This window comes from Nonomuraea sp. NPDC049378 (assembly GCF_055586745.1).
Genome location: NZ_JBVJHP010000002.1, coordinates 524,661 through 546,455, shown reverse-complemented (window position 1 = coordinate 546,455; position 21,795 = coordinate 524,661). Strand labels below are relative to the sequence as shown.

General features: G+C 69.8%; 22 protein-coding genes. 12 read left to right on the top strand and 10 right to left on the bottom strand.

Annotated elements, in window-relative coordinates; translation table 11 throughout:
• Positions 1-17: 17 nt before the first annotated feature.
• Positions 18-2,543: a DEAD/DEAH box helicase gene (locus ACZ6SA_RS07545; protein ID WP_465827062.1), complete on the bottom strand. Its 2,526-nt coding sequence runs from the start codon at positions 2,541-2,543 to the stop codon at positions 18-20.
• A 349-nt stretch (positions 2,544-2,892) separates the two neighbouring features.
• Here ACZ6SA_RS07545 and ACZ6SA_RS07540 point away from each other — a divergent pair, with 349 nt between their 5' ends.
• From ACZ6SA_RS07540 to ACZ6SA_RS07525, 4 genes are all read left to right on the top strand, one after another.
• Complete coding sequence (locus ACZ6SA_RS07540) at positions 2,893-3,243, top strand: STAS domain-containing protein (protein WP_043629845.1); 351 nt, start codon at positions 2,893-2,895, stop codon at positions 3,241-3,243.
• Position 3,244: 1 nt separating this feature from the next.
• Positions 3,245-3,664, top strand: coding sequence for an ATP-binding protein (locus ACZ6SA_RS07535; RefSeq protein ID WP_138203197.1), 420 nt, complete (start codon positions 3,245-3,247; stop codon positions 3,662-3,664).
• Between the two features lie 1,175 nt (positions 3,665-4,839).
• A complete protein-coding gene (locus ACZ6SA_RS07530; protein ID WP_347648299.1) occupies positions 4,840-7,155 on the top strand; it encodes a sodium-translocating pyrophosphatase in 2,316 nt (771 codons plus the stop codon).
• 306 nt (positions 7,156-7,461) lie between these two features.
• Positions 7,462-7,929: a SixA phosphatase family protein gene (locus tag ACZ6SA_RS07525; protein WP_347648300.1), complete on the top strand. Its 468-nt coding sequence runs from the start codon at positions 7,462-7,464 to the stop codon at positions 7,927-7,929.
• Position 7,930: 1 nt separating this feature from the next.
• Here the strand turns inward: ACZ6SA_RS07525 and serB are convergent, their stop codons facing one another.
• The 3 genes from serB to ACZ6SA_RS07510 form a co-directional block, all read right to left on the bottom strand.
• Positions 7,931-9,151, bottom strand: a complete 1,221-nt coding sequence (serB, locus tag ACZ6SA_RS07520) for a phosphoserine phosphatase SerB (RefSeq protein ID WP_465827059.1) — start codon at positions 9,149-9,151, stop codon at positions 7,931-7,933.
• Between the two features lie 173 nt (positions 9,152-9,324).
• A complete protein-coding gene (locus tag ACZ6SA_RS07515; protein WP_465827058.1) occupies positions 9,325-10,347 on the bottom strand; it encodes an S-adenosylmethionine:tRNA ribosyltransferase-isomerase in 1,023 nt (340 codons plus the stop codon).
• Complete coding sequence (locus ACZ6SA_RS07510) at positions 10,344-11,000, bottom strand: SDR family oxidoreductase (RefSeq protein ID WP_465827056.1); 657 nt, start codon at positions 10,998-11,000, stop codon at positions 10,344-10,346. Before ACZ6SA_RS07510 ends, ACZ6SA_RS07515 begins: the two co-directional genes overlap by 4 nt.
• Before the next feature lie 94 nt (positions 11,001-11,094).
• Between ACZ6SA_RS07510 and ACZ6SA_RS07505 the strand changes: the two genes are divergently transcribed.
• Positions 11,095-12,210: a GAF domain-containing sensor histidine kinase gene (locus tag ACZ6SA_RS07505; RefSeq protein WP_347648304.1), complete on the top strand. Its 1,116-nt coding sequence runs from the start codon at positions 11,095-11,097 to the stop codon at positions 12,208-12,210.
• The gene (locus tag ACZ6SA_RS07500; protein WP_347648305.1) at positions 12,207-12,830 is read left to right on the top strand and encodes a response regulator transcription factor; all 624 of its coding nucleotides are present in this window, start codon (positions 12,207-12,209) and stop codon (positions 12,828-12,830) included. The genes ACZ6SA_RS07505 and ACZ6SA_RS07500 overlap by 4 nt, the downstream gene beginning before the upstream one ends.
• A 5-nt stretch (positions 12,831-12,835) precedes the next feature.
• Here the strand turns inward: ACZ6SA_RS07500 and ACZ6SA_RS07495 are convergent, their stop codons facing one another.
• The gene (locus tag ACZ6SA_RS07495) at positions 12,836-13,555 is read right to left on the bottom strand and encodes a hypothetical protein (protein ID WP_347648306.1); all 720 of its coding nucleotides are present in this window, start codon (positions 13,553-13,555) and stop codon (positions 12,836-12,838) included.
• A 70-nt stretch (positions 13,556-13,625) separates the two neighbouring features.
• On the opposite strand from ACZ6SA_RS07495, the gene ACZ6SA_RS07490 reads away from it, so the two are divergent.
• From ACZ6SA_RS07490 to ACZ6SA_RS07475, 4 genes are all read left to right on the top strand, one after another.
• Positions 13,626-14,414: an ABC transporter ATP-binding protein gene (locus ACZ6SA_RS07490; protein ID WP_347648307.1), complete on the top strand. Its 789-nt coding sequence runs from the start codon at positions 13,626-13,628 to the stop codon at positions 14,412-14,414.
• 106 nt (positions 14,415-14,520) lie between these two features.
• Positions 14,521-15,444, top strand: a complete 924-nt coding sequence (locus tag ACZ6SA_RS07485; RefSeq protein WP_347648308.1) for an SPFH domain-containing protein — start codon at positions 14,521-14,523, stop codon at positions 15,442-15,444.
• A gap of 86 nt (positions 15,445-15,530) precedes the next feature.
• On the top strand, positions 15,531-16,286 hold the full coding sequence (locus tag ACZ6SA_RS07480; RefSeq protein WP_443155727.1) for a sulfite exporter TauE/SafE family protein: 756 nt from the start codon (positions 15,531-15,533) through the stop codon (positions 16,284-16,286).
• Positions 16,287-16,331: 45 nt separating this feature from the next.
• Positions 16,332-16,538 carry a hypothetical protein gene (locus tag ACZ6SA_RS07475; RefSeq protein WP_246083453.1) on the top strand — a complete coding sequence of 69 codons (207 nt, stop codon included), beginning with the start codon at positions 16,332-16,334 and terminating at the stop codon, positions 16,536-16,538.
• On the opposite strand, the gene ACZ6SA_RS07470 is transcribed toward ACZ6SA_RS07475, so the two are convergent.
• The 5 genes from ACZ6SA_RS07470 to ACZ6SA_RS07450 form a co-directional block, all read right to left on the bottom strand.
• Positions 16,531-17,364 carry an NAD(P)H-binding protein gene (locus tag ACZ6SA_RS07470; protein WP_465827053.1) on the bottom strand — a complete coding sequence of 278 codons (834 nt, stop codon included), beginning with the start codon at positions 17,362-17,364 and terminating at the stop codon, positions 16,531-16,533. The genes ACZ6SA_RS07475 and ACZ6SA_RS07470 overlap by 8 nt on opposite strands.
• 28 nt (positions 17,365-17,392) lie before the next feature.
• Complete coding sequence (locus ACZ6SA_RS07465) at positions 17,393-18,214, bottom strand: Rieske 2Fe-2S domain-containing protein (RefSeq protein WP_347648311.1); 822 nt, start codon at positions 18,212-18,214, stop codon at positions 17,393-17,395.
• A 120-nt stretch (positions 18,215-18,334) separates the two neighbouring features.
• Entirely contained in the window at positions 18,335-18,946 is a 612-nt protein-coding gene (locus ACZ6SA_RS07460) for an HD domain-containing protein (RefSeq protein ID WP_465827052.1), read from the bottom strand.
• 156 nt (positions 18,947-19,102) lie between these two features.
• Complete coding sequence (locus ACZ6SA_RS07455; RefSeq protein ID WP_347648313.1) at positions 19,103-19,753, bottom strand: hypothetical protein; 651 nt, start codon at positions 19,751-19,753, stop codon at positions 19,103-19,105.
• Position 19,754: 1 nt separating this feature from the next.
• Positions 19,755-19,970: a hypothetical protein gene (locus tag ACZ6SA_RS07450; RefSeq protein ID WP_347648314.1), complete on the bottom strand. Its 216-nt coding sequence runs from the start codon at positions 19,968-19,970 to the stop codon at positions 19,755-19,757.
• A 655-nt stretch (positions 19,971-20,625) separates the two neighbouring features.
• Here ACZ6SA_RS07450 and ACZ6SA_RS07445 point away from each other — a divergent pair.
• The gene (locus ACZ6SA_RS07445) at positions 20,626-21,489 is read left to right on the top strand and encodes a helix-turn-helix domain-containing protein (protein WP_465827050.1); all 864 of its coding nucleotides are present in this window, start codon (positions 20,626-20,628) and stop codon (positions 21,487-21,489) included.
• A gap of 50 nt (positions 21,490-21,539) precedes the next feature.
• Positions 21,540-21,764 carry a DUF397 domain-containing protein gene (locus tag ACZ6SA_RS07440; RefSeq protein WP_465827049.1) on the top strand — a complete coding sequence of 75 codons (225 nt, stop codon included), beginning with the start codon at positions 21,540-21,542 and terminating at the stop codon, positions 21,762-21,764.
• Positions 21,765-21,795: the final 31 nt, after the last annotated feature.

Genomic DNA, 21,795 nt, shown 5'->3' with positions numbered 1-21,795 from the left:
GCAAGAGCATCGCCGGCTCACGGGTCGGTGTCGCTCTCTTGCTGGGCCAGCAGGATGTCGAGGAGGCGGATCGCGCCTCGTTTATCCAAGGGTTCGTTGCCGTTTCCGCACTTCGGGGACTGGATGCAGGAAGGGCAGCCACGGTCGCATTCGCATGAGGTGATGGCCTCGCGCGTCGCCGTCAGCCAGTCCGTCGCGCGGGCGTAGCCGCGTTCGGCGAAGCCCGCTCCGCCCTCGTGGCCGTCGTACACGAAGACCGTGAGCAGGCCCGTGTCGGCGTGAAGCTCGGTGGAGACGCCGCCGATGTCCCAGCGGTCGCAGGTGGCGAACAGGGGGAGCAGCCCGATCGAGGCGTGCTCGGCGGCGTGGGCGGCTCCGCCGAGGTCGATGCCGGCTTCGGCGAGCGGGGCCACCGCGGACGCGGGCAGCGTCCACCAGACCGCACGGGTGCGAAGGGTGCGAGGGGGCAGGTCCAAGGGCTCGTCGCCGAGCATCTCGCCCGACTGCAGGCGTCTCTTGAGGTAGGAGACGACCTGCCGGGTCACCTCCACCTCGCCGAAGTGCAGGGTGCCCGGACCCAGGGCATGTGAGCGTTGGGTGCCAAGGATGGAAATGTCAGTGATGTCCTGGGCGAACGTGGTGTAGTCAGGGCTTGCGCTGGAGACCAGGGCCACCCCGGCCTCCAGATCGAGCACCTCCACCAGAAAGGTCTCGCCCTGGTGGAGGTAGACCGCGCCGGTGTGCACCGCGGTGTGGGCGGATGGTTCGTCCACGCTGCCCAGCAGACGGCCGGTCGACGACTCCACGACCTGGATGGGGGAGCCTCCGCCGCCACGGATGTCGGCGAGGTCGGTGGCGCGCTCGCGCCTGGTCCAGAACCAACCCGCCGGACGCTTCCGCAGCAGCCCCTGGGCGACCAGGTCGTCCAGGACGGCCGGGGTCGTGTCGCCGAAAACGGGCAAATCGTCCTCGGCCAGCGGGATCTCGGCGGCCGCGGCACAGAGGTGCGGGCCCAGCACGTACGGGTTGTCCGGGTCGAGGACGATCGCTTCCACAGGTCGGCCGAACAGGGCGTCAGGGTGGTGCACCAGGTAGGTGTCGAGGGGATCGTCCCGGGCGATCAGGACGGCGAGTGCGTCCCGGCCGTCCCGGCCCGCCCGGCCCGCCTGCTGCCAGAGCGAGGCCCGGGTGCCCGGCCAGCCGGCGATCAGCACGGCGTCGAGACCGGAGACGTCCACGCCGAGTTCGAGGGCGTTCGTGGTGGCCAGGCCCATGATCGTGCCCGCGCGGAGCGCCTTCTCGAGGAGCCTGCGGTCTTCGGCGAGATAGCCGGCCCGGTAGGCGGCGATCCTGTCGGGGAGGCTGGCCCAGTCGGAGGCGTCCGGGATCGACCATCCGAGCGAACCCCCTTCGGGCAGATCCCCCTCATCCGCCCCGCCCTCGTCCACAGGCTCTCCGGGGGTGGTGAGGCTCGCCGCCCGGCTGAGGGCGTGGTGGTCGGATGCGCTGGGTGGGCCGGGCGCTGGGGTGCTGTGGTCGGGTGCGCTGGGTGGGCCGGGCACTTGGGAGTGGTGGTCGGGTTCGCTGGGTGGGCCGGGCGGTGGGACGTGGTCGGGTTCGCTGGGCGAGCCGGGTGTGGGGCTGTGGTGGTCGGGGTCCTTGGGTTCCCCGGGGGTGGCGTTGTGCTGGTTGGTGGTGGTGGATGAGCCGGTCGCAAGAGGGCCGTGCTCAATGGGTGCGGTGAGCGAGAAGGCGACGTCGGCGAGCTTGGCCCGGGCGGACAGCGCCACCGTTTCCGCGCCGCGGCGCGAGCGGACGAAGGCGAGCGTGCGGATGTCGGCGAGGACGAGGTCCGCCAGCAGGTCGGCCGCCTCCGCCGTGGCCGTGCGTCGTACGGGTGCCCCTCCCTCGCCCCGCAGATCCGTCAGAGGCGGCTCCCACAACGCGATGGTCGTCGACCCCTTCGGCGAGGCGTCAACGGTCACCTCGTGCATCTCAAGCCCTGTCAGTCTCCTCGCGAACGCCCCCGGTTCGCTGGCCGTCGCCGAGGCGAGCAGGAACGTGGGGTCGGAGCCGTACCGTGCGCACACCCGGCGAAGGCGGCGCAGGATCTGGGCGACGTGGGAGCCGAAGACACCGCGGTAGCCGTGGCATTCGTCCACGACGATCATGCGCAGCCGGCGGAAGAACGACGACCACTGGGCATGGCGGGGCAGGATGCCACGATGCAGCATGTCGGGGTTTGTCAGTACGTAGTTCGCGTGCTGGCGTACCCACTTGCGCTCCTCGAACGGAGTGTCGCCGTCGAACGTGGCGGCCCGCACCTTGGTGATGCGCAGCTCGCGCAGGGTGCGCAGCTGGTCGGCGGCCAGAGCCTTGGTCGGCGTCAGGTAGAGGATCGTCCCGCCGTCCAGACACGCCGTGATCGCGGGAGTGAGGTACGCCAGCGACTTCCCGGACGCCGTTCCCGTCGAGATGATCACGTTTCGGCCACGGAATGCCAGGTCGGCGGCCTCGTACTGGTGCGGCCAGAGTCCTGTCACCCCGCGGTTCGCCAAGCGCGTAACAAAGACTTCAGACGTCCATTTGGGCCATCGGGCTTGACCCGCCTGACGTGCTGGAACATGCTCCACATGAGTGACACGCTCATGACGTGCGGGAACACCAAGCAGGTGGTGGAGGAGTGGACCTGCCTGTTCTGGGGAGGATGCGGTGGAAGTCACTGTTTCCAGTCTTGCATCGGTGGGCAAAGTCGCCGGGAATCGTGATTTCGTATAGACACAAGCCAGGCACGTGGTTGAATGCCGCGCGTCAGGGTCGGACAGTCTGGGGCCACGCTCCAGATTGCCAGGCCCGCAAGACTACTTTCGCAGGCGAGGCGCTGGAGGATCTGTGGATCTGAAGTTGGATCACCGCACCGAAGACCGACTCACCATCGTGGAGGTCGAGGGTGAGATCGATGTCTACACGGCGCCGAGATTGCGTGAGCTCCTCATCGACCTGGTGAACAAGGGCAACTTCCACCTTCTCGTCAACATGGAGAAGGTCGACTTCCTTGACTCCACAGGGCTGGGCGTCCTGGTCGGTGGGCTCAAGCGGGTTCGCGCGCACGACGGCTCGCTCGAGCTGGTCTGCACGCAGGAGCGTATCCTCAAGATCTTCCGGATCACCGGTCTGACCAAGGTCTTCGGGATTTATGCTTCGGTCGACGAGGCCAAGGAAGCTCACGGCAAAGACAAGTAGCATGGCTACCGTCGAGCTGACGTTCAGCGCTCTCCCCGCGCATGTGCGGACCGCACGGCTGGTGGCCACGGCGATCGCCCGCCGCACCGGCGTGGAGGAGTCCCTGCTGGATGAGGTCAGGCTCGCCGTGGGTGAGGCATGCTCCCGGGCGGTCGAGGTGCATCGCGCCCACTGTCCGGGCGAACCCATCCGCATCGAGCTGCGTGACGACTCCGGGCGCTTCGAGGTCACGGTCAGCGATCACGCCCCCAGCGATGAGATCAAGCCAGAACAACCCCTCGACCTGGGCATGCTTTCTGACTCGTTCATGTCGGGCTTCGGCATAGCGGTCATCGAAGGCCTGGCCGACGATGTCGAGGTCTTCCCCGGTCCGAAGGGCACCAACATCCGGATGAGCTGGCCTGCCGCCAACGGCGCGTGATCGGTTCCCGTGCGGGTGCCTTGCGCAGCCTGGCCGCTGGGCGCCCTTCCGGCGCCCAGCAACAAACCCTCCGTCCTGCATGGAGTCCAGCGACAAGCCCTCCGTCCTGCATGGAGTCCAGCGACAAGCCCCCCATCCTGTACGGCAGGCCAACGAGACCCACCCGCCGACCATGGCTGAGGGCCTCCAGGGAGACGCTGACTGACCCCGCACGGGGTACGCCGCCGTCACGGCGCACAGTCACCATGGCTTCCGCTCACGCTTGCCCATGTCCACCGGGCCGTGGCGCCATCACCGTCTCCCGCACGCCAGGCCACAGCGCCACCGGCGCCACCCATGGTGACCACTTGAGCGGCGGCGCACCAGCACGCTTCGCGGGCGGAGAGCCGGGGCCGTACACGGACATTTGACTCCGAGGTCGAGCGGCTGCATGACCCTCTTGACACCCTGACCCTGACCCGGCCCCATCCCGCCGACGCCCGACGCCCGACGCCCGACGCCCGACGCCCGACGCCCGACGCCCGACGCCCGACGCCCGACGCCCGACGCCCGACGCCCGACGCCGTCGGGGATCGCGATGCCGACGGCGATCGGCTTGTGGCCGGCGGTGGCCCTCGGGTGCTGGGTCCAACCTCGGGGAGCGCCCAGCGGGACCTTCACGGGCATCATCTGGCGATGGCCGGCTGGCAGGCTGAGGACGGGAGTGCACTTTCTCGGCAAATCCTGCGTAAAAGCTCTCCGACGGTCGATGGCAGACGCGATGATCGGGGGCGGCGGACGCCGGAGTCGCGGGAGCCCCGACGCCGGCGGCGGTTCCGGCGCTTCGCGGGCAACCGTCCACAGCCTGTGGACGAGGTGTCCTCACCTCAGAGATCCCCGGTTTCGGTCGGCACGTATCATGGCCTTGTCATGACCGTAAACCAGAAGAAATTTCGCCTGTCAGGCCCCAAACCGGGTCGCTGGCAGGGATTTACTGGACGCTTGCACAATTAGCGGCCTTCAGAGCCTTCATATCCGTGGAGTGCCTGCGTAGACTCCCGGCACCGGCCAAGGTGATCTGGCGGAACGCGGATTCAACCGGAAGCGGCACCCACAACCCGGATGGTGCCGCAACACCCGCCGAGGAAAAGTGCAGCACCGCCCGGGCAGGACGACCGGTCTTGCCGAGGAGAACGATGAGCAGGCACATGCTGGCACTGGAGCCAGCGTCCAATCTGGCCCTGAGCGGAAACAATCTCACCATCGTGATCGTGGTCGCCGCGGTCGCACTTATCGCGCTAGCCGTCGCCGGCGGCCTGGTACGCGAAGTGCTGTCCGCCGGCCAGGGCACCGAACGCATGCAGAACATCGCGCGCGCCGTGCAAGAAGGCGCCGCGGCCTACCTGACCCGACAGTTCCGCACGCTGGCGATCTTCGTCGTCGTGATTCCCTTCCTGCTGCTCCTCCTCCCCGGAGAGATGGACGTCCGCATCGGGCGATCGATCTTCTTCGTGGTCGGGGCGGTGTTCTCCGCGCTGACCGGGTTCATCGGCATGTGGCTGGCCGTGCGCGGAAACGTGCGCGTCGCCGCCGCGGCCAACGACTCCGGCGAGAAGCGCGCCATGCGCATCGCGTTCCGCACCGGGGGCGTGGCCGGGATGTTCACCGTGGGCCTCGGCCTGCTCGGCGCGGCCGTGGTCGTGGTCATCTACCAGGGCAACGCCCCCGGCGTGCTTGAGGGCTTCGGCTTCGGCGCGGCGCTGCTGGCGATGTTCATGCGAGTCGGCGGCGGCATCTTCACCAAGGCCGCCGACGTCGGCGCCGACCTGGTCGGCAAGGTGGAGCAGGGCATCCCCGAGGACGACCCGCGCAACGCCGCCACCATCGCCGACAACGTGGGCGACAACGTCGGCGACTGCGCCGGCATGGCGGCCGACCTGTTCGAGTCGTACGCCGTCATGCTGGTCGCCAGCCTCATCCTGGGCCGCGTGGCCTTCGGCGAGGAGGGGCTCGTCTTCCCCCTCATCGTCCCGATGATCGGTGTGGTCACCGCGATCATCGGCATCTTCGTCACCGGGATGCGCGACCGCGACCGCAACGGCATGGCGGCGATCAACCGCAGCTTCTTCATCTCGGCCGCCATCTCGGCGGTGCTCGTCACGGCGGCCGCGTTCTGGTACCTGCCCAGCAGCTTCAGCGGCCTGACCGGCGCCGCCGTCGAGTCCACCGCCGACCCGCGGCTCATCGCCATCGGCGCGGTCCTCATCGGTCTGGTGCTGGCGAGCGCCATCCAGCTGCTGACCGGCTACTTCACCGAGACCAACCGGCGTCCCGTGCGCGAGATCGGCGAGAGCTCGGCCACCGGCCCGGCCACCGTCATCCTGGCCGGCATCAGCGTCGGCCTGGAGTCGGCCGTCTACTCCGCCCTGATCATCGGCGGCGCGGTCTACGGCGCGTTCCTGCTCGGCTTCGGCAACGTGACGATCGCGCTGTTCGCGGTGGCCCTGGCGGGCACCGGCCTGCTGACCACGGTCGGCGTCATCGTGTCGATGGACACCTTCGGCCCGGTCTCCGACAACGCCCAGGGCATCGCCGAGATGTCCGGTGACGTCGAGGGCGAGGGCGCCCGCGTGCTCACCAGCCTGGACGCCGTCGGCAACACCACCAAGGCCATCACCAAGGGCATCGCGATCGCCACGGCCGTGCTGGCGGCGACCGCGCTCTTCGGCGCCTTCCGCACGGCGGTCGAGACCGAGCTGACCGCGGCGAGCGCGGCGGTCAAGGAGACGCTCGGCACGTTCTCCTCGTTCAGCCTCAGCATCGACCAGCCCAACGTGCTCGTCGGCCTGATCATCGGCGCCGCGGTCGTGTTCCTCTTCTCGGGGCTCGCGATCTCGGCGGTCGGCCGGGCCGCGATGCGCGTGGTCTTCGAGGTGCGCGACCAGTTCCGCAACAAGCCGGGCATCATGGACGGCACCGAGAAGCCGGAGTACGGCCGGGTCGTCGACATCTGCACCCGCGACTCGCTGCGCGAGCTGGCCACGCCCGGCCTGCTGGCGGTCATGACCCCGATCGCGGTCGGGTTCGCCCTCGGTTATGCGCCGCTGGGCGCGTTCCTGGCCGGAGCCATCGCCTGCGGCACCCTGATGGCCGTCTTCCTGTCCAACTCGGGTGGGGCCTGGGACAACGCCAAGAAGCTGGTGGAGGACGGTCACCACGGCGGCAAGGGTTCGGAGGCCCACGCCGCCACGGTCATCGGCGACACGGTCGGCGACCCGTTCAAGGACACCGCGGGCCCGGCCATCAACCCGCTGATCAAGGTGATGAACCTGGTGGCGCTGCTGGTCGCCCCGGCGGTGGTCCTCTACGCGGGCAGCCCGGCGATCCGCATCGGCATCACCGTGATCGCCGTGGGCGTGGTGGTCGCGGCCATCATCGTGTCCAAGCGGCGGTCGGTGACGAGCGAGCCGGCCAACGACAACAACCGCGACAAGGAAACCGTCTCGTCGTGACCCGCTGAACCAGCGAACGCCCGCTCCCTCCCGGGGGCGGGCGTTCCGCTTCCCCAGGTCCCGCCCGGGGCGACGCCCGCTTCACCAGGGATCTCCCAGGGGAACGTCTTCCACGGGAAGTCCGGGGTAGATCCGGATTTCCAGGGGAGTCGAGGAACCTGAGCATCCCGATGGGAGACTGGGCACGTGAACGATGACAAGCGGCCGAGCGGAGGCAAGGCCCTGGGTTTCATCCTGCTGGCGATGCTGGTCGTCCTGGCCGTGCTCGTCGGGCTGGCCACCTGGGCGACGAGGAATGGATGACCGGTGCGGACCTTGATTGTGCTTCGCCACGCGAAGGCCGCCCAGATCGCCGGCCTGCTCGACCGTGAGCGGCCGCTGACCGACCGGGGCGAGCGCGACGCCGAGCGGGCGGGCGACGAGATAAGGGCGGCCGGGTTCGCCCCCGAGGTGGTGCTCTGCTCGCCGGCGCTGCGGACCAGGCGCACGGCGGAGCTCGCCTTCCCCGACGCTGAGATCAGCTACGAGCGCGACATCTACGAGGCGTACCCGGACGAGCTGCTCGAGCTGGTGCGCGGGTGTGATCCGGGGCTGGGCACGGTGGTGTTGTGCGGGCACAACCCGGGCGTGCACGAGCTGGCGCTGGGGCTGGCGGGCGGCGACTACGTGTTCAGGCCCGGGGCCTTCGCGGCGATCGGGGTCGAGTCGCCGTGGGCGGAGCTTGCGCCGGGTGAGGGCCGTCTGGTCACCCGCTGGGATCCCAAGGAGGGCTGACTCAGCCCGCCGTGAGCACGCCGTCCTCGGCGTCGGCCGCCTCCACCTCGTCGCGCGAGATGCCCAGCAGGTAGAGGATGGAGTCGAGGTAGGGGGTGTTGACCGCGGTGTCGGCCGCCTGGCGTACGACGGGCTTGGCGTTGAAGGCGATGCCCAGCCCGGCCGCCGCGATCATGTCGAGGTCGTTGGCGCCGTCGCCGATGGCCACCGTCTGCGGGATCGGCAGGCCGGCCTCGCGGGCGAACCTCTCCAGCGCCCGCGCCTTGCCAGGACGGTCGACGACCTCCCCGACCACGCGGCCGGTCAGCCGGCCGTCGATCACTTCGAGCACGTTCGCCGCGGAGTAGTCGATGCCGAGCTCCTCCACCAGGCCGTCGGTGATCTGCGTGAACCCGCCGCTGACGATGGCGAAGCGGTAGTCGAGCCGTTTGAGCGTGCGGACCAGCGTGCGGGCGCCCGGTGTGAGCACGACCTCCTTGCGCACGTGGTCGATCACCTCGGCGGGCAGCCCTTCGAGCAGCGCCACCCGCCGCCGCAGGGACTCGGCGAAGTCGAGCTCGCCGCGCATGGCCTCCTCGGTGACCCTGGCCACCTCGTCGAGGCAGCCCGCGTGCGCGGCCAGCAGCTCGATGACCTCGCCCTGGATGAGGGTCGAGTCGACGTCCATGACGATCAGGCGCTTGGCCCGCCGCGACAGGCCGGTGCGCTGCACGGCCACGTCGACCTCCTGGGCGGCGGCTTCGGCGGCCAGCTCGACCCGCAACGACGTGGGGTCGGCGCCGGAGACCGACAGCTCGATGCACGTGACGGGCCACTGGGCGAGGCGATCGATGCGGTCGATGTTGGCTCCGGCGGCGGCGATGCGGCCGGCGATGCCCGCGATGGCGGCCGGCTGCAGGGTGGCGCCGAGCACGCTGACCGACAGGCGGCCGCGGCGGCGCTGCTCCTTGGCCTGGGAGCCGGTGGACAGCTCCACCTCCATGCCGAGGTCTTCGGCCACCCGCTCGACGGCGGTCCACATGGCGCCGAGTGTCGTGCCGGTGCCGGTGGAGGGGCCGCCGGCGTAGGCGACGAGCACGCCGAGCGTGAGCCGGCCTCGGATGACGACCTGCTCGATGTCCGCAACCGTCACCGGAAAGCCGGACAGAACGGAAAAAAGCCGTGAAGTAACGCCCGGGCGGTCAGGGCCGTTCAATGTGATCAGGAGGGTGCGCTGGTCCACATCCAGTCACGGTACTGCGCCCGCTCGGATGCTCGCGAAGCAGGATGGGCTTTGGGACGCGGGTGTGACCATCGGAGTGCGCCGTCCACCGGCCCGCCGCCGCCCGGCAAAATATCGGCAAAGGCCGGGCATGTCGGCGCCGGCGAGGGCAGCGCAGGGCCGCAGGCCACAGGCTAGCTCCGCAGGATCAGGTGGGTGTCGCCGAACTCGTGCCACAGATACCGCTCCCGCAGCGCCGCCTCGTACGCGCGGGCCAGCACTTTCTCGCCCGCGATCGCGCTCAGCATGAGCAGGTGGCTGGAGCGCGGCTCGTGCAACCCGGTGATCAGCCCCGTGACGGCCCGCACGCCGAGCTCGGGCGTGACGACGTGCCGGGTCCAGCCCGCCGACGCGGCCACGCGCCCGTCCGCGCCGGCGGCCGTCTCCAGAGCGCGTACGACGGTCGTGCCCGCGGCCACCACCCGGTTGCCGCTCTCCCTGGCCAGGTTCACCAGCCGCGCCGTCGGCCCCGGCACGTCGTACCGCTCCGCGTAGGGCGGCTCGTCCTTCTCCGGCGAGGCCACGCCCGTGTGCAGGGTGATCGGCGCGATCCCGATCCCGTGCGCCACGAGCGCCGCCACCAGGTCGGCGGTGAACGGCCGGGCCGCGCTCGGCATCTCGGCGCTGCCCGGCACGGTCGCGAACACCGTCTGGTAGTCCTCGATCGGCCAGTCCCGCTCCACGTACGAGTAGCGGATCGGCACCCCGTGACCGCGCAGGTACCGCTTCACGTCCCGGTCGAGCTCGGCGCGCCACAGGCGCGGCGTCTCCCGTTCGATCAGCCGCAACGTCGCCCGTCCCGGCAGCGGCAGCCACTCGCCGGGCTCGCCGCCGCCGTAGGGCTCGGACGCCTTGGAGGTACGGCGGCGCAGCTCCACCAGCCACGTGCCGTCCTCCCGCGCGGTCGAGAAGTGCACGGCCAGCCGGTCCAGCCGGACCGCCGCCGGCAGGGTCGCCGAGTTGTTCACCACGATCAGGTCGCCGGGGTCGAGCAGCTTCGGCAGGTCGGAGAAGCGGTGGTGGAGGGGGTCCAGGTCGCCGCGCGAGACCATCAGGCGTACCGCGTCCCTGGCCGTCCCCCTCGCCTCCGGCGGCTCGTGGGCGGACAGGCCGGGCGGCAGCGAGAAGTCCAGCGCGCCGCTCGGCGACGCGGTCATTGGAGGCTCACCTTGCCGCTGGCCGCGCGGGCGGCGACCAGGTCGTGCAGCGCCGCGGCGACCTTGGCGGGGTCGGCCGCCGCGCCGGCCTCCTCGGCGCCCACGGCGTCGGCCAGCATGCGGGTGTTCATCTCGCCCGGGTCCACCCACCAGACGCGCAGCTCGGGCTCCTCGGCGGCCAGCACGTTGGACAGCTGCTCCAGCGCCGCCTTGGTGGCCCCGTAGCCGCCCCAGCCCTCGTACGGGCCCGTGGCGGCGTCGGAGGTGACGTTCACCACCGCGCCCTGGGCCGCCCGCAGCGCGGGCAGCGTGGCCTGGATGAGGGCGAGGGGAGCGGTCACGTTCGTCTCCAGCAACGTCCTGAAGGCCTCCAGCGGGTAGTCGGCGAGCGGCGGCAACGGGGTGACGCCCAGGTCGCTGGCGTTGTTGACCAGCAGATCCAGCTCGGGAGTGGCCCCGGCGAGCCGCCGGACGTGCGCCGGGTCCCGCACGTCGCCGGGTATGGCGGTGGCGCCCAGCTCGGCGGCGACCCGTTCCAGGTCGTCCGCGCCGCGGGCGGTGAGTACGAGGTTCCATCCCGCTCCTGCCAGGGACCTCGCCAGGGCGAGGCCGAGGCCGCGGGACGCGCCGGTGATGAGTGCGGTGTTCGTCATGCCCACGACGTTAGGAACGCGACGTGCGGCGGGCATCGGGCTGAGGGCCGGACCGGCCCTGGAACGATGGTCCTAGGACCTTAAGGTAGGTGACGTGGCCACCGATCGAGACGCAGTCCTGCAGGCGGTGAGCTCCGCGGTGCTCGCGGTCACCCGCCACCTGTCGGTCCGCGAGGTGCTGCAGGTCATCGTCCGCTCGGCGCAGCGGCTGCTCGACGCCCGCTACGCCGCGCTCGGCGTGCCCGACGACGACGGGTCGTTCGCCGAGTTCGTCGCCGAGGGCATCACCGACAAGCAGTGGGACGCGATCGGGCCGCTGCCGAGGCAGCACGGCATGCTGGGGGCGATGCTCCGCGACGGGGTCTCCGCCCGGCTGCCCGACCTGCGTGAGGACCCGCGGTTCGAGTGGTGGCCGAAGGCGCACCCGGTCATGAAGGACTTCCTCGGCGTCCCGATCCGCGACGGCGACGAGGTGCTGGGCATCATCTTCCTCGCCAACAAGCGCACCCCCGGCGGCTTCACGCAGGAGGACCAGGACCTCCTCACGCTCTTCGCGGCGCACGCCGCGATCGCGCTGACCAACGCCCGCCTCTACGAACGCGGCCGCGAGCTGGCCATGCTGGAGGAGCGCAACCGGGTCGCCCACGAACTGCACGACGCGGTCACGCAGAAGTTGTTCTCGCTCAGGCTGACCGCCCAGGCGGCGCAGGCCATGCTCGACAAGGCCCCCGGCAAGGTCGCCCCTGAGCTCGAACGCGTCCAGCGGCTGGCCGGCGAGGCCCTGACCGAGCTGCGCGCGGTGATCGTCGAGCTGCGCCCGGCCGAGCTCGACCGGCACGGCCTGTCGGAGACGCTGCGCAAGCACGTGCGCATGCTCGACCGGCTCCACCCGTCCCTGGTGGTGTTCGAGTGCGGCGAGTTGCCGCCGCTGGACCCGGCGGTCGAGGTGGCGGCGCTCAGGGTGGCCCAGGAGGCGCTGCACAACGCGCTCAGGCACTCCGAGGCGTCCCGCGTCTCGGTGCGCCTGGCATACGAGGAGGGCAAGCTGGTGTTGACCGTCGAAGACGACGGCAGAGGCTTCGAGCAGGCGGACTCGCGCGGGCTTGGCCTGGCGTCGATGCGTGACAGGGCCGAGTCCGTCGGCGGCGTCATGACCGTCGAGTCGGCCCCGGGTAGGGGGACCATGGTGTGCGTGGAGGTGGGCGCGTGATCCGGGTGCTGATCGCCGACGATCACCCGGTGGTGCGTCAGGGGCTGCGGACGTTCCTCGATCTCCAGGACGACATCGCCGTGGTCGCCGAGGCGGGCGACGGGGCCCAGGCCGTCGAGCTGGTCGGCGAGCACTGCCCCGACGTGCTGCTGCTGGATCTGAAGATGCCCGTGCTCGACGGTCTCGGCGCGCTGGAGCGGCTGACCGGCACGGCGACCAGGATCGTCGTGCTGACGTCGGTGAGCGACCGGTCCGACGTGGGCCCCGCGATGCGCGCGGGAGCGTCCGGGTTCCTCTACAAGGACGTTGATCCGTCCGCGCTGGTCCAGGCGGTGCGCGCGGTGCACGGCGGCCAGGTGCTGCTCGCCCCCGAGGCGGCGGAGGCGATGCTGGCCTCGCCCGACGGCGCGTCCGGGGTGCCGGGGCCGGTGCCGCTGACCGAGCGGGAGCGGGAGGTGTTGTCGCTCATCGCGGCCGGCCGGTCCAACAAGGAGATCGCGCGGAGCCTGGCCGTGGCGGAGAAGACGGTCAAGACCCACGTGTCCAACGTGCTGATGAAGCTCGGCGTGCAGGACCGCACCCAGGCCGCGCTCTACGCCGTGCGGCACGGCCTCGGCTGAGCCGGCTACTGGTTCCTGATCGGCTCGAAGATCGCGTGGTGGGCCGCCACGAGCGCGCGGCGTACCGCACGGTCGAGCTCGCGCAGGGCCGCTCCTCGCGCCGCGACCTGCGCGACCGTGAGGCCGCGGTCGTCAGCCAGGCGCAGTACGGTGGCCAGTCGCGTGGCGAGCGTGGCCACGCGGTGCGCGCGAGCCGGATAACCCGGCGCAAGCTCGCCGCCGCGCTGCCCCAGCCGTTCGGGACGGTCGGCAACCGGGCCGTCGACGGAGGCCAGCGCTTCGGTGGCCGACCGCATCGCGTCGGACAGGTCGCGCTCGGCCTCGGCGAGCGAGGGCAGGTCATGGCGTACGGGGCCGGAGTCGTGCACTTCCAGACGCACACCGACATAGGACGATCCGCGGCGGTCCGGCAGGGGCAGCAGGCCGGTGTTCCGGCCGTCGGCCACGGCGATCGCGGCCTGGCCGGCGTCGACCGCGGCCGAGTTGAACGGCGCCGGGCCCGACAGGCCCAGCGGGTCGCCGGGCGCCGGCAGGGCGAGCCGAAGCTCGCGCAGGCCGCCCACGCGGAGATCTGCGAGGTATTTACGCAACGGAACGTCGCCCGCGACGACGGGACCGCCGGCGGCTTCCACGTGGTCAGCCGCCTCGTCAAGGCCGACGTGACCGGCGAGCCAGGCGTTGCCCCAGGCGACCAGGGAGGGACAGACAGGCGATTCAGGGCGCACCGATCCACGATAAGCGCTCGCCCTGCAATAGGTTTGTCCCCGTGGGTGACTCCTGAAGGAGGGATCGGGGATGGGTGGTCAGGTGCTGCGGCTCCAGGACGTCGCCGTCAGGCGCGACGGAGCGGCCCTGCTGCGCGGCATCGACTGGACGGTCAACGAGGACGAGCGTTGGGTGGTCATCGGCCCCAATGGCGCAGGTAAGACCACGTTGCTGCAGGTCGCTGCCACGTTGCTCTATCCGAGTGAGGGCCTGGTCGAGGTGCTGGGCGAGCGGTTGGGGCAGGCGGACGTCTTCGATCTGCGGCCGCGGATCGGGCTGGCGAGCGCCGCGCTGGCCGAGCGCATCCCGCCTGAGGAGAAGGTCATCGACCTCGTGCTGACCGCGTCGTACGCGATCATGGGCCGCTGGACGGAGGAGTACGACTCCAACGACGTCACGAGGGCCGTCGAGTTGATCGACATGATGGGCGCGGCCCACCTGATCAGGCGGAGGTTCGGCACGCTGTCCGAGGGCGAGCGCAAGCGGGTGCAGATCGCCCGCGCGCTCATGCCGGACCCCGAGATGCTGCTGCTCGACGAGCCGGCCGCCGGGCTCGACCTGGGCGGGCGCGAGGATCTGGTGCGCCGTCTGGCGCTGCTGGCGGGCGACTACCGCTCGCCGACGCTGGTGCTGGTGACGCACCACGTGGAGGAGGTGCCCACGGGGTTCACGCACGGGCTGCTGCTCCGGCACGGCTCTGTGGTGGCCCAGGGGCCGCTGGAGCACGTGATGACATCCGACAATCTCTCCCACACGTTCGGCGTGCCGCTCTCGCTGGAGCGGAGCGGTGAGGGCCGCTGGTACGCACGTCCGCACTAGATCGCCATTTATGCCGATAAAGTCGCTCGTCACTGAGGAGACGTTGCGGATAGCGGAAACCAAATAAGATCTACGGAGTCGGTCCCCTCGACTTCGGAGCGTCGCCATGTCCATCGAGCAGCTCATCGTCGCCCTTGTCGTGGTCGCGGCGGTGGGCTTCGCGGTGGCCCGTACGATCCGCATCATCCCGCAGGCCACGGCGGCCATCATCGAGCGCCTCGGCCGCTACCACCGCACGCTGACGCCGGGGCTCAACCTGGTGGTGCCGTTCATCGACCGCATCAAGGACCTGATCGACCTGCGCGAGCAGGTGGTGTCGTTCCCGCCGCAGCCGGTGATCACCTCCGACAACCTGGTCGTCTCGATCGACACCGTCATCTACTTCCAGGTCACCAACCCCAAGGCGGCCACCTACGAGATCGCCAACTTCCTGACCGGCGTCGAGCAGCTCACGGTCACGACGCTGCGCAACGTCGTCGGCGGCATGGATCTCGAGCGCACGCTGACCTCGCGCGAGGACATCAACACCGCGCTGCGCGGCGTGCTCGACGAGGCCACCGGCAAGTGGGGCATCCGGGTCAACCGGGTCGAGCTCAAGGCGATCGACCCCCCGGCCTCCATCCAGGACTCGATGGAGAAGCAGATGCGCGCCGACCGCGACAAGCGCGCCGCGGTGCTGGCCGCCGAGGGGCAGCGCCAGGCCTCCATCCTCGCGGCCGAGGGCGACAAGCAGGCCTCGGTGTTGCGGGCGCGCGGCGAGGCGGAGGCGGCCGTGCTGCGTGCCCAGGCGGACGCCGAGGCCCAGGCCATGCGCGCCAAGGGGCAGGCCGACGCGATCGGCATGGTCTTCAGGGCCATCCACGAGGGAAAGCCCGACCAGCAGTTGCTCGCCTACCAATACCTGCAGACCCTGCCGGAGATCGCCAAGGGCGAGGCCAATAAGATCTGGATCGTGCCGTCGGAGATGGGCAAGGCGCTGGAGAATCTCGGCGGTCTCTTCACACCCCCCAAAAACTCGGACACCCAGTGAGCGACCCGCTGCGAGGGCCATCGCCCCGGCCGTAGGCATGGCCGGCGGCGGTCCGGCGAGCGGGTTTCTCGGGTCAGGGAGGGTTTGTGACGGGGTGGGAACTGGCTGCGGTCTGCGTGGCCGGGGTGATGGCGGGCGCCATCAACGCGGTCGTCGGGTCGGGGTCGCTGATCACGTTCCCCACGCTGGTGGCGGTGGGCATCGATCCCGTCACCGCCAACGTGTCCAACACGATCGGGCTGGTGCCGGGCTCCTTCACGGCCGCCTACGGCTACCGCGTGGAGCTGCAGGGCCAGCGCGACCGCCTGGTGCGCCTGGGCGCGGCCTCGGCGCTCGGCGCGCTGATCGGCGGCATCCTGCTGCTGTTCCTCGATCCCGACGTGTTCGAGGTGGTCGTCGTCGCGCTGATCGCGCTGGCCTGCCTGCTGGTCCTGGTGCAGCCCAGGCTCAACGCCTGGCTGGCCGAGCGGCGGGGGAGGGCGCATCCGCACGGCGGCCTGGCGTTGTGGCTGGGCGTGCTGGCCTCGGGCGTCTACGGCGGCTATTTCGGGGCCGCCCAGGGGGTGCTGCTGATCGGGTTGATCGGCATCTTCCTCGATGAGGGCCTCCAGCGGGTGAACGCCGCAAAGAACGTGCTCGCGCTGCTGGTCAACGCCGTGGCCGCGGTGCTGTTCACGGTGGTCGCGGATGTCGACTGGCAGGCCGTGGCCGGGGTGGCGCTGGGCGCGATGGCCGGCGGCTTCCTGGGGGCCAGGCTGGGCCGGCGCATCCCGGCGCCCGTGCTGCGCGGGGTCATCGTCTGCGTGGGAATCGCGGCCATTATCGTACTGGTGTACGGATAAATTTCCGGCTATCTGGGTATGAATCTGTACATGAAGGGTGATTGGGTGGAGATCGTCATTGACGCGGGAGGGTCACCGCGTACCTACGAGATCACGGCCACCCGCGCCGGCCGGCGGGTCGAGGTGAACACGCGGCGGGGGCTCGTCGAGGTCAGCGAGGTCACCAGGACCGGCACCCCGGTGCGTACGGCCCGGTTCATGTCCAGTCGCATCCTCGCCCTCGTGGAGCACCCCGCCGACGAGGTCAGCTGAAGTCCGCCGCGCGGTCCTCCGCCCACCGGCGGAACGTCAGCGCGGGCCGCCCGAGCAGCCGCTCCACCGTGTCGGTGACCCGCTCGGGGCGGGTCACGAACGCCTCCCATCCCTGCAACGCCAGGTCCACGAAGGACGGGTCGCCCCAGGCCGCCAGGAGCTGCTCGCGGGCCTCGTCCACAGGGAGTTCCTCCCAGCGCACCTCGCGGCCGAGCACCTCGCCGATGACGCGCACCTGCTCGGCCTGGGTGAGCTGCTCGGGGCCCGTGAGCACGTATTTCGCGCCGTTGTGCCCGGCGGAGGTCAGCACGTGCACGGCCACGGCCGCGATGTCCTTCTCGTGGATCAGCGACCTGGCGGCCTGCCCGAACGGCCAGCGCACGACGCCCTGCCCGATCTGGTCGGCCCACATGAGCGTGTTGGCCGCGAATCCGCCGGGTCGCAGGAACGTCCAGCCGACTCCCGAGTGCCGGATCAGCCGCTCCACTTCCTGGTGGAAGTACGCCGGCTCCCGGTCGTCCGCCAGATCCTCGACGTCCGCCGACAGGTAGACCACGCGCCGCGCGTGCTTGGCGATCGCCGTGATCGTGCCCGCGGCGCCCTCGGTGGAAGGGCCGGGCCAGAGCAGGAACACGCTCTCCACCCCGTCGAGGGCGGGCTCCAGGGTATCGGGGGAGGTCAGGTCGCCGCGTACGGTCTCGACGGGCAGTTGCGCCCGTTCGGGATCCCTGGCGAGCGCCCGGACCTCCAGCCCGGCCTTCGCGAGCCGGGTCGCCACATGCCTGCCAACGTTGCCGGTCGCGCCGGTCACCAGAATCTTTCCCATGCGGCGACCGTAGGACCTCAAGCAAACTTCAGGTCAACCCCGGGCGCACCTGGAGCGTGCCGTCGCGCCTCACGCGCGTCTCGAACATGGGCGCGGGGGCGGTCGCGGGGCCGTGTTTCACCGAGCCGTCGGCCAGCCGGAACGTGCTGCTGTGCCACGGGCAGACCACACACGCCTCGCCGTCCTCCATGACGAGCCTGCCCTGGTGCAGCGGCCCGGCCAGATGGGGGCAGCGGTCGCCGAGCACGGTCACGGCCTCGCCCCGGCGCAGCACGAAGAGCTGGATGTAGCCGAGCCTGCGCGCCACGGGACGGCCGTCGGGCAGGTCTTTCAGCGCGCACAGGTCGTGCCAGCCCAGCGGCACCAGGTGGGTGACCTGCGGGGCGTGGTTGGCCCCTGCCGCCTGCCGGTAGGCCAGGTGGCCGCCGAGGTAGGCGCCGAGGCTGCCCACGCCGAGCCCGGCGAACGACAACAACCGGCCGGGACGCTCGTGCCCGCGCATCCGTGCCAGCAGCGAGGCGGAGAACAGGCCGAGGGCGGCCACGTTCGACGCCATGTGCACGAGACCCACCCGCTGCTGCTCGCGGTGGAGGGACGACCAGTCGGTCAGTCCCGCCGCGGCCGTCGGCAGGGCGTTGGCGATGCCGGTGGCCAGCAGCAGGCGCGAGGCCCGGGGGTCGGCGCGCGCCAGGTCCAGCACGGCGGCCGACATCCAGCAGCCGAGGCTCACCGTGGCGAGTGGCGGGTGCAGCGGCTTGCCGGTGGGCACGCCGTGCAGCAGGTCGCGTACCCGTCCCTGGGGGATGCGCCGGCGCACGGCCTTCGCCAGCGCCATGACGGCTTTGTCCATGGCTCTCGACTTCTCGAGCCGATCGGCGAGGGCGACCGGCCCGGCGAAACCCCTTAGCTGCCGACGCTTCGCTCGCACTTCCTCTTTCACGACAAGTCCCCTACCCCGGCCATGAGGGCATCACTCGGACAGGTGACCTCTCGCCGCGGAGAGCTCAACCAGCTCCAGCGCGTACGAACCGAGCGAGGGCGAGCCCTCCTCGATGATCCGCACCTTCTCCCTGACCTGGGCGGCCGTCACCTTGAACAGCGGCCACGTGCCGCCCTCCGTGTGGTGGTTGGCCAGGATCGGGGCGAAGCGGTCGAGTGCCTTGGCGAACTTCGCCTCCGGCGTCTTCCTGGCCTCGAACTCGTCCCACAACTCCCGCATCCGCGCCGCCTGGTCGGCGGGCAGCAGGCCGAAGATGCGGTCGGCGGCGGCCCGTTCGGCCTCGACCTGGGCGGAGACGGCCACCGGATCGTAGAGGAAGGTGTCACCGGCGTCGATCTCCACCAGGTCGTGCACCAGGAGCATGGCCACCACCCGTTGGAGGTCGGTCCCCGGTGGGGCGTGCTCGCCGAGGACCATCGCCAACGTGCCCACGTACCAGGAGTGCTCTGCGGTGTTCTCCCGTCGCGAACCGTCGATGAGATGGTTGCGGCGGATGATCCGCTTCAACTTGTCGATCTCGATGGCGAAGGCGATCTGGGTGTTCAGGCGGTCCTCTTCTGGTGCGATAGTCACGCGCGACACCCTATTGTGCGGTGATCACCCGGGATGGTGAAATCCTGACCGGATCTCCGCTGAACAGTGCGTGACCACCCGGAACGTCGAGCGCATAGGGAAGCCCCGGAGCCCCCGCGTGGTCTCCGGGGCTCGTGCCCCTGGGGTAGGCGCGGTCCCCCAGGTCTAGTGGCCGGCCCGCGCCAGCGTCATGTCCGCGCGGAGATCAGGCGGCTCCTCGACGTCGGGCCGTAGCGAGATCCACGCTCGCCGGCCGTACAACCTGTCCAGGCCGGGGGAGGCCGTGCCCGGCGCCTCGTCGCGCCGGACGATCTCCACGATCAGGAACTGCGAGCGCGTGCGGTGCCGGTAGACGTTCGCGCTCCTGGCCCAGCACGCTGCGGCGATCTCCTCGCTGTACGCCTCGAACTCCTCGGCGCAGATCCCGGCCCTCGTCAGGATCAGCGCCTTCTCGCCCCTGGACGTGGGCGTGATCCAGAGCACCAGCGGGATCCGCCCGGCCCTGGTGTGCATCGTGGTCTCCAGGCAGACCCGCTGCAGGCGGTGCCGGGAGATCACGCACCAGATGTGCGAGGTGACCCAGTTGCGGCCGGTCCTGGTCGCGGCCGGCACCGAGATGGCGCTGCTCAGCAGGATGAAGGGCATCCACCGGCCCTCCTGGGCGGCGCCGAGCAGCGACAGCGTGAACAGCGTCAGCGCCGCCGCGAGCAGCAGCTCCGTACGGATCCGCCAGAGCCTGACGAACCGGCCGCTCCGGCCGGGGGCGGGCAGGTCCTCGTAGCCGGGGTAGATCTGGTTACGCGGGTTCCTCGGCACGTCAAGACACCTCCTCCGTCACGCGGTGCGGGAGGCGGAGCTGGTCGAAGCGCGGGTCGCGGTAGCGGCGGGCGCCGAGTCCCACCCGCTCGACGGTCCAGCCCATGCGGTGCGCGAACTCGTCGGGCTCCATGCAGATCTCCCGGTCGGCCCATGCGACGAGTTCCCGGATCCGGGACTTGATTCGGCTGAGTCCCTTGGTACCTTGTGAGTACATAGAAGACCCCTTTCGCGGCATTTTGAGGTGGCTTCTTGGCCGGTCCGACGGCTGATGGCCGGTCTCGTCGCAGGGTGGCAGCCCATATGCGGCGAGTCGGATATCGGCCTCGGACCGGCTTTTTGCGTGCTCGAATGAGCGGACTCTCGCTGCGCGGTCAGGCGATGAAGTGGTCCTTCCGGCAAGTGGCCTCCCTGGGGTGGATTCTCAGTTCCGGGACGGCGACGTTGCCGGCGAGGCGGCCCGCGTGAGGGCGCGCGATCGTGGGCGGAAGGCCTGATGCGTACGGCCGTGTGGTCATATCGGCCTCCTCACCATCCAAGGTCCCTCCTGAGATCGATCGTCCCCCTAGGCCTGCGATGCTGCAAGACTTTGGGCAAGGGAAGATTTAAGTTTCTTCGCGACTTGCTTCACGGCTTGCGATGCAACTTGCACGAGAAGAGTCATAGGTCGGTCGACCTGCCACGAACTCCGGCTTCGCCACCCCTACCGAGCCTGTCTTGCCCCTACGCTCTCCCCGTGAAAGCCTTCATGGCAAGGCCGTACGCGACTATCCATGCAAGTTGCATGTACGATTGGCCGTACGACCCACAAAGCCGGGCCCCCAAACGACCCCTTCCGGCTACACCTTCATTCCCGACAAGGAGAGTGGACGGTGCCATCGCAGCAGGGCAGTCCCACAGTACGCAGGCTCCGGCTCGGGCAGGAGCTGCGCCTCCTCCGGGAGCGAAGGAAACTCACCGGCGCCAAGGCCGCCCGCGAACTCGGCTGGTCGGCGAGCAAGGTCAGCCGCATCGAGGCGGCCAAGACCATGCCCGTCGCCGACGACATCAAGGCCCTGGCCGAGCTCTACCGCGTCGACGGGACGAAACTTGACGAGCTCTTCGGCCTGTTGCGGGATGCGGAGCAGCGCGGGTGGTGGGAAGATTACGAAGACACTCTTCCTGAGGAATACACAAGATTCCTCGGGCTTGAGGCGGAGGCGACATTCCAGCGCGACTGGGAACCCCAGGTTGTGCCGGGCCTGCTGCAAACTGAGGACTATGCCAGGGAAGTAATCCTGGCAACCCGAGGTATCGCGCGCATCACGCACAGTGGTGTCAGGAGCCGGGTCGAGGCTCGTCTCGACAGGCAGCAGCGAGTGCTCCACAGGGCCGATCCCTGCTCTGTTGTCGCGGTGCTCGATGAGTCGGTGTTGATGCGCCGTTTCGGCGAGTCCGCCGTGATGCGGGAGCAGATGGAGCATCTCCTGGAGATCTCGATGTTGCCGCACGTCAGCGTCCGGATCCTACCGTTGGATGCACTTCATCCGGTTAATACAGGCGCCTTCATTCATTTGAACTTTTCGGCGTTTGATGATGTTGTGTACCTTGAGCAGCTGTACACGGCTGACTTTGTCGAGGATCTCGAACGGGTGGCTGGCTACGAAATAGCGTTCGATCACATCCAATCGGAGGCTCTGAGTGAGGATGAATCCCGTGTCCTGATTCAGCGTAAAACCATGTTTTGGCGACGGTAGCAAAAAGCCATAAGAGGGCGATGGGGCCCTTTTGTGTATTTGGAGAGAGAATGTACATCCATACTAAGAAGGAAGCGTGGCGGAAGAGCACCTTCTGCAACGGTGCAGGAGCCTGTGTCGAGGTTGCGCCCTTGGCCGATGGCAATGTGGCGCTGAGGGACAGCAAGGCGCAGGACGGGCCCGTACTGGTCTTCACGCCAGGCGAGTGGGAAGCCTTCACGGCAGGTGTTCGCCAGGGTGAGTTCGACCTGACCGCACGAGGGGCGAGCGCATGACGAACGGCCCTGGCAAGTTGATGGCACAACT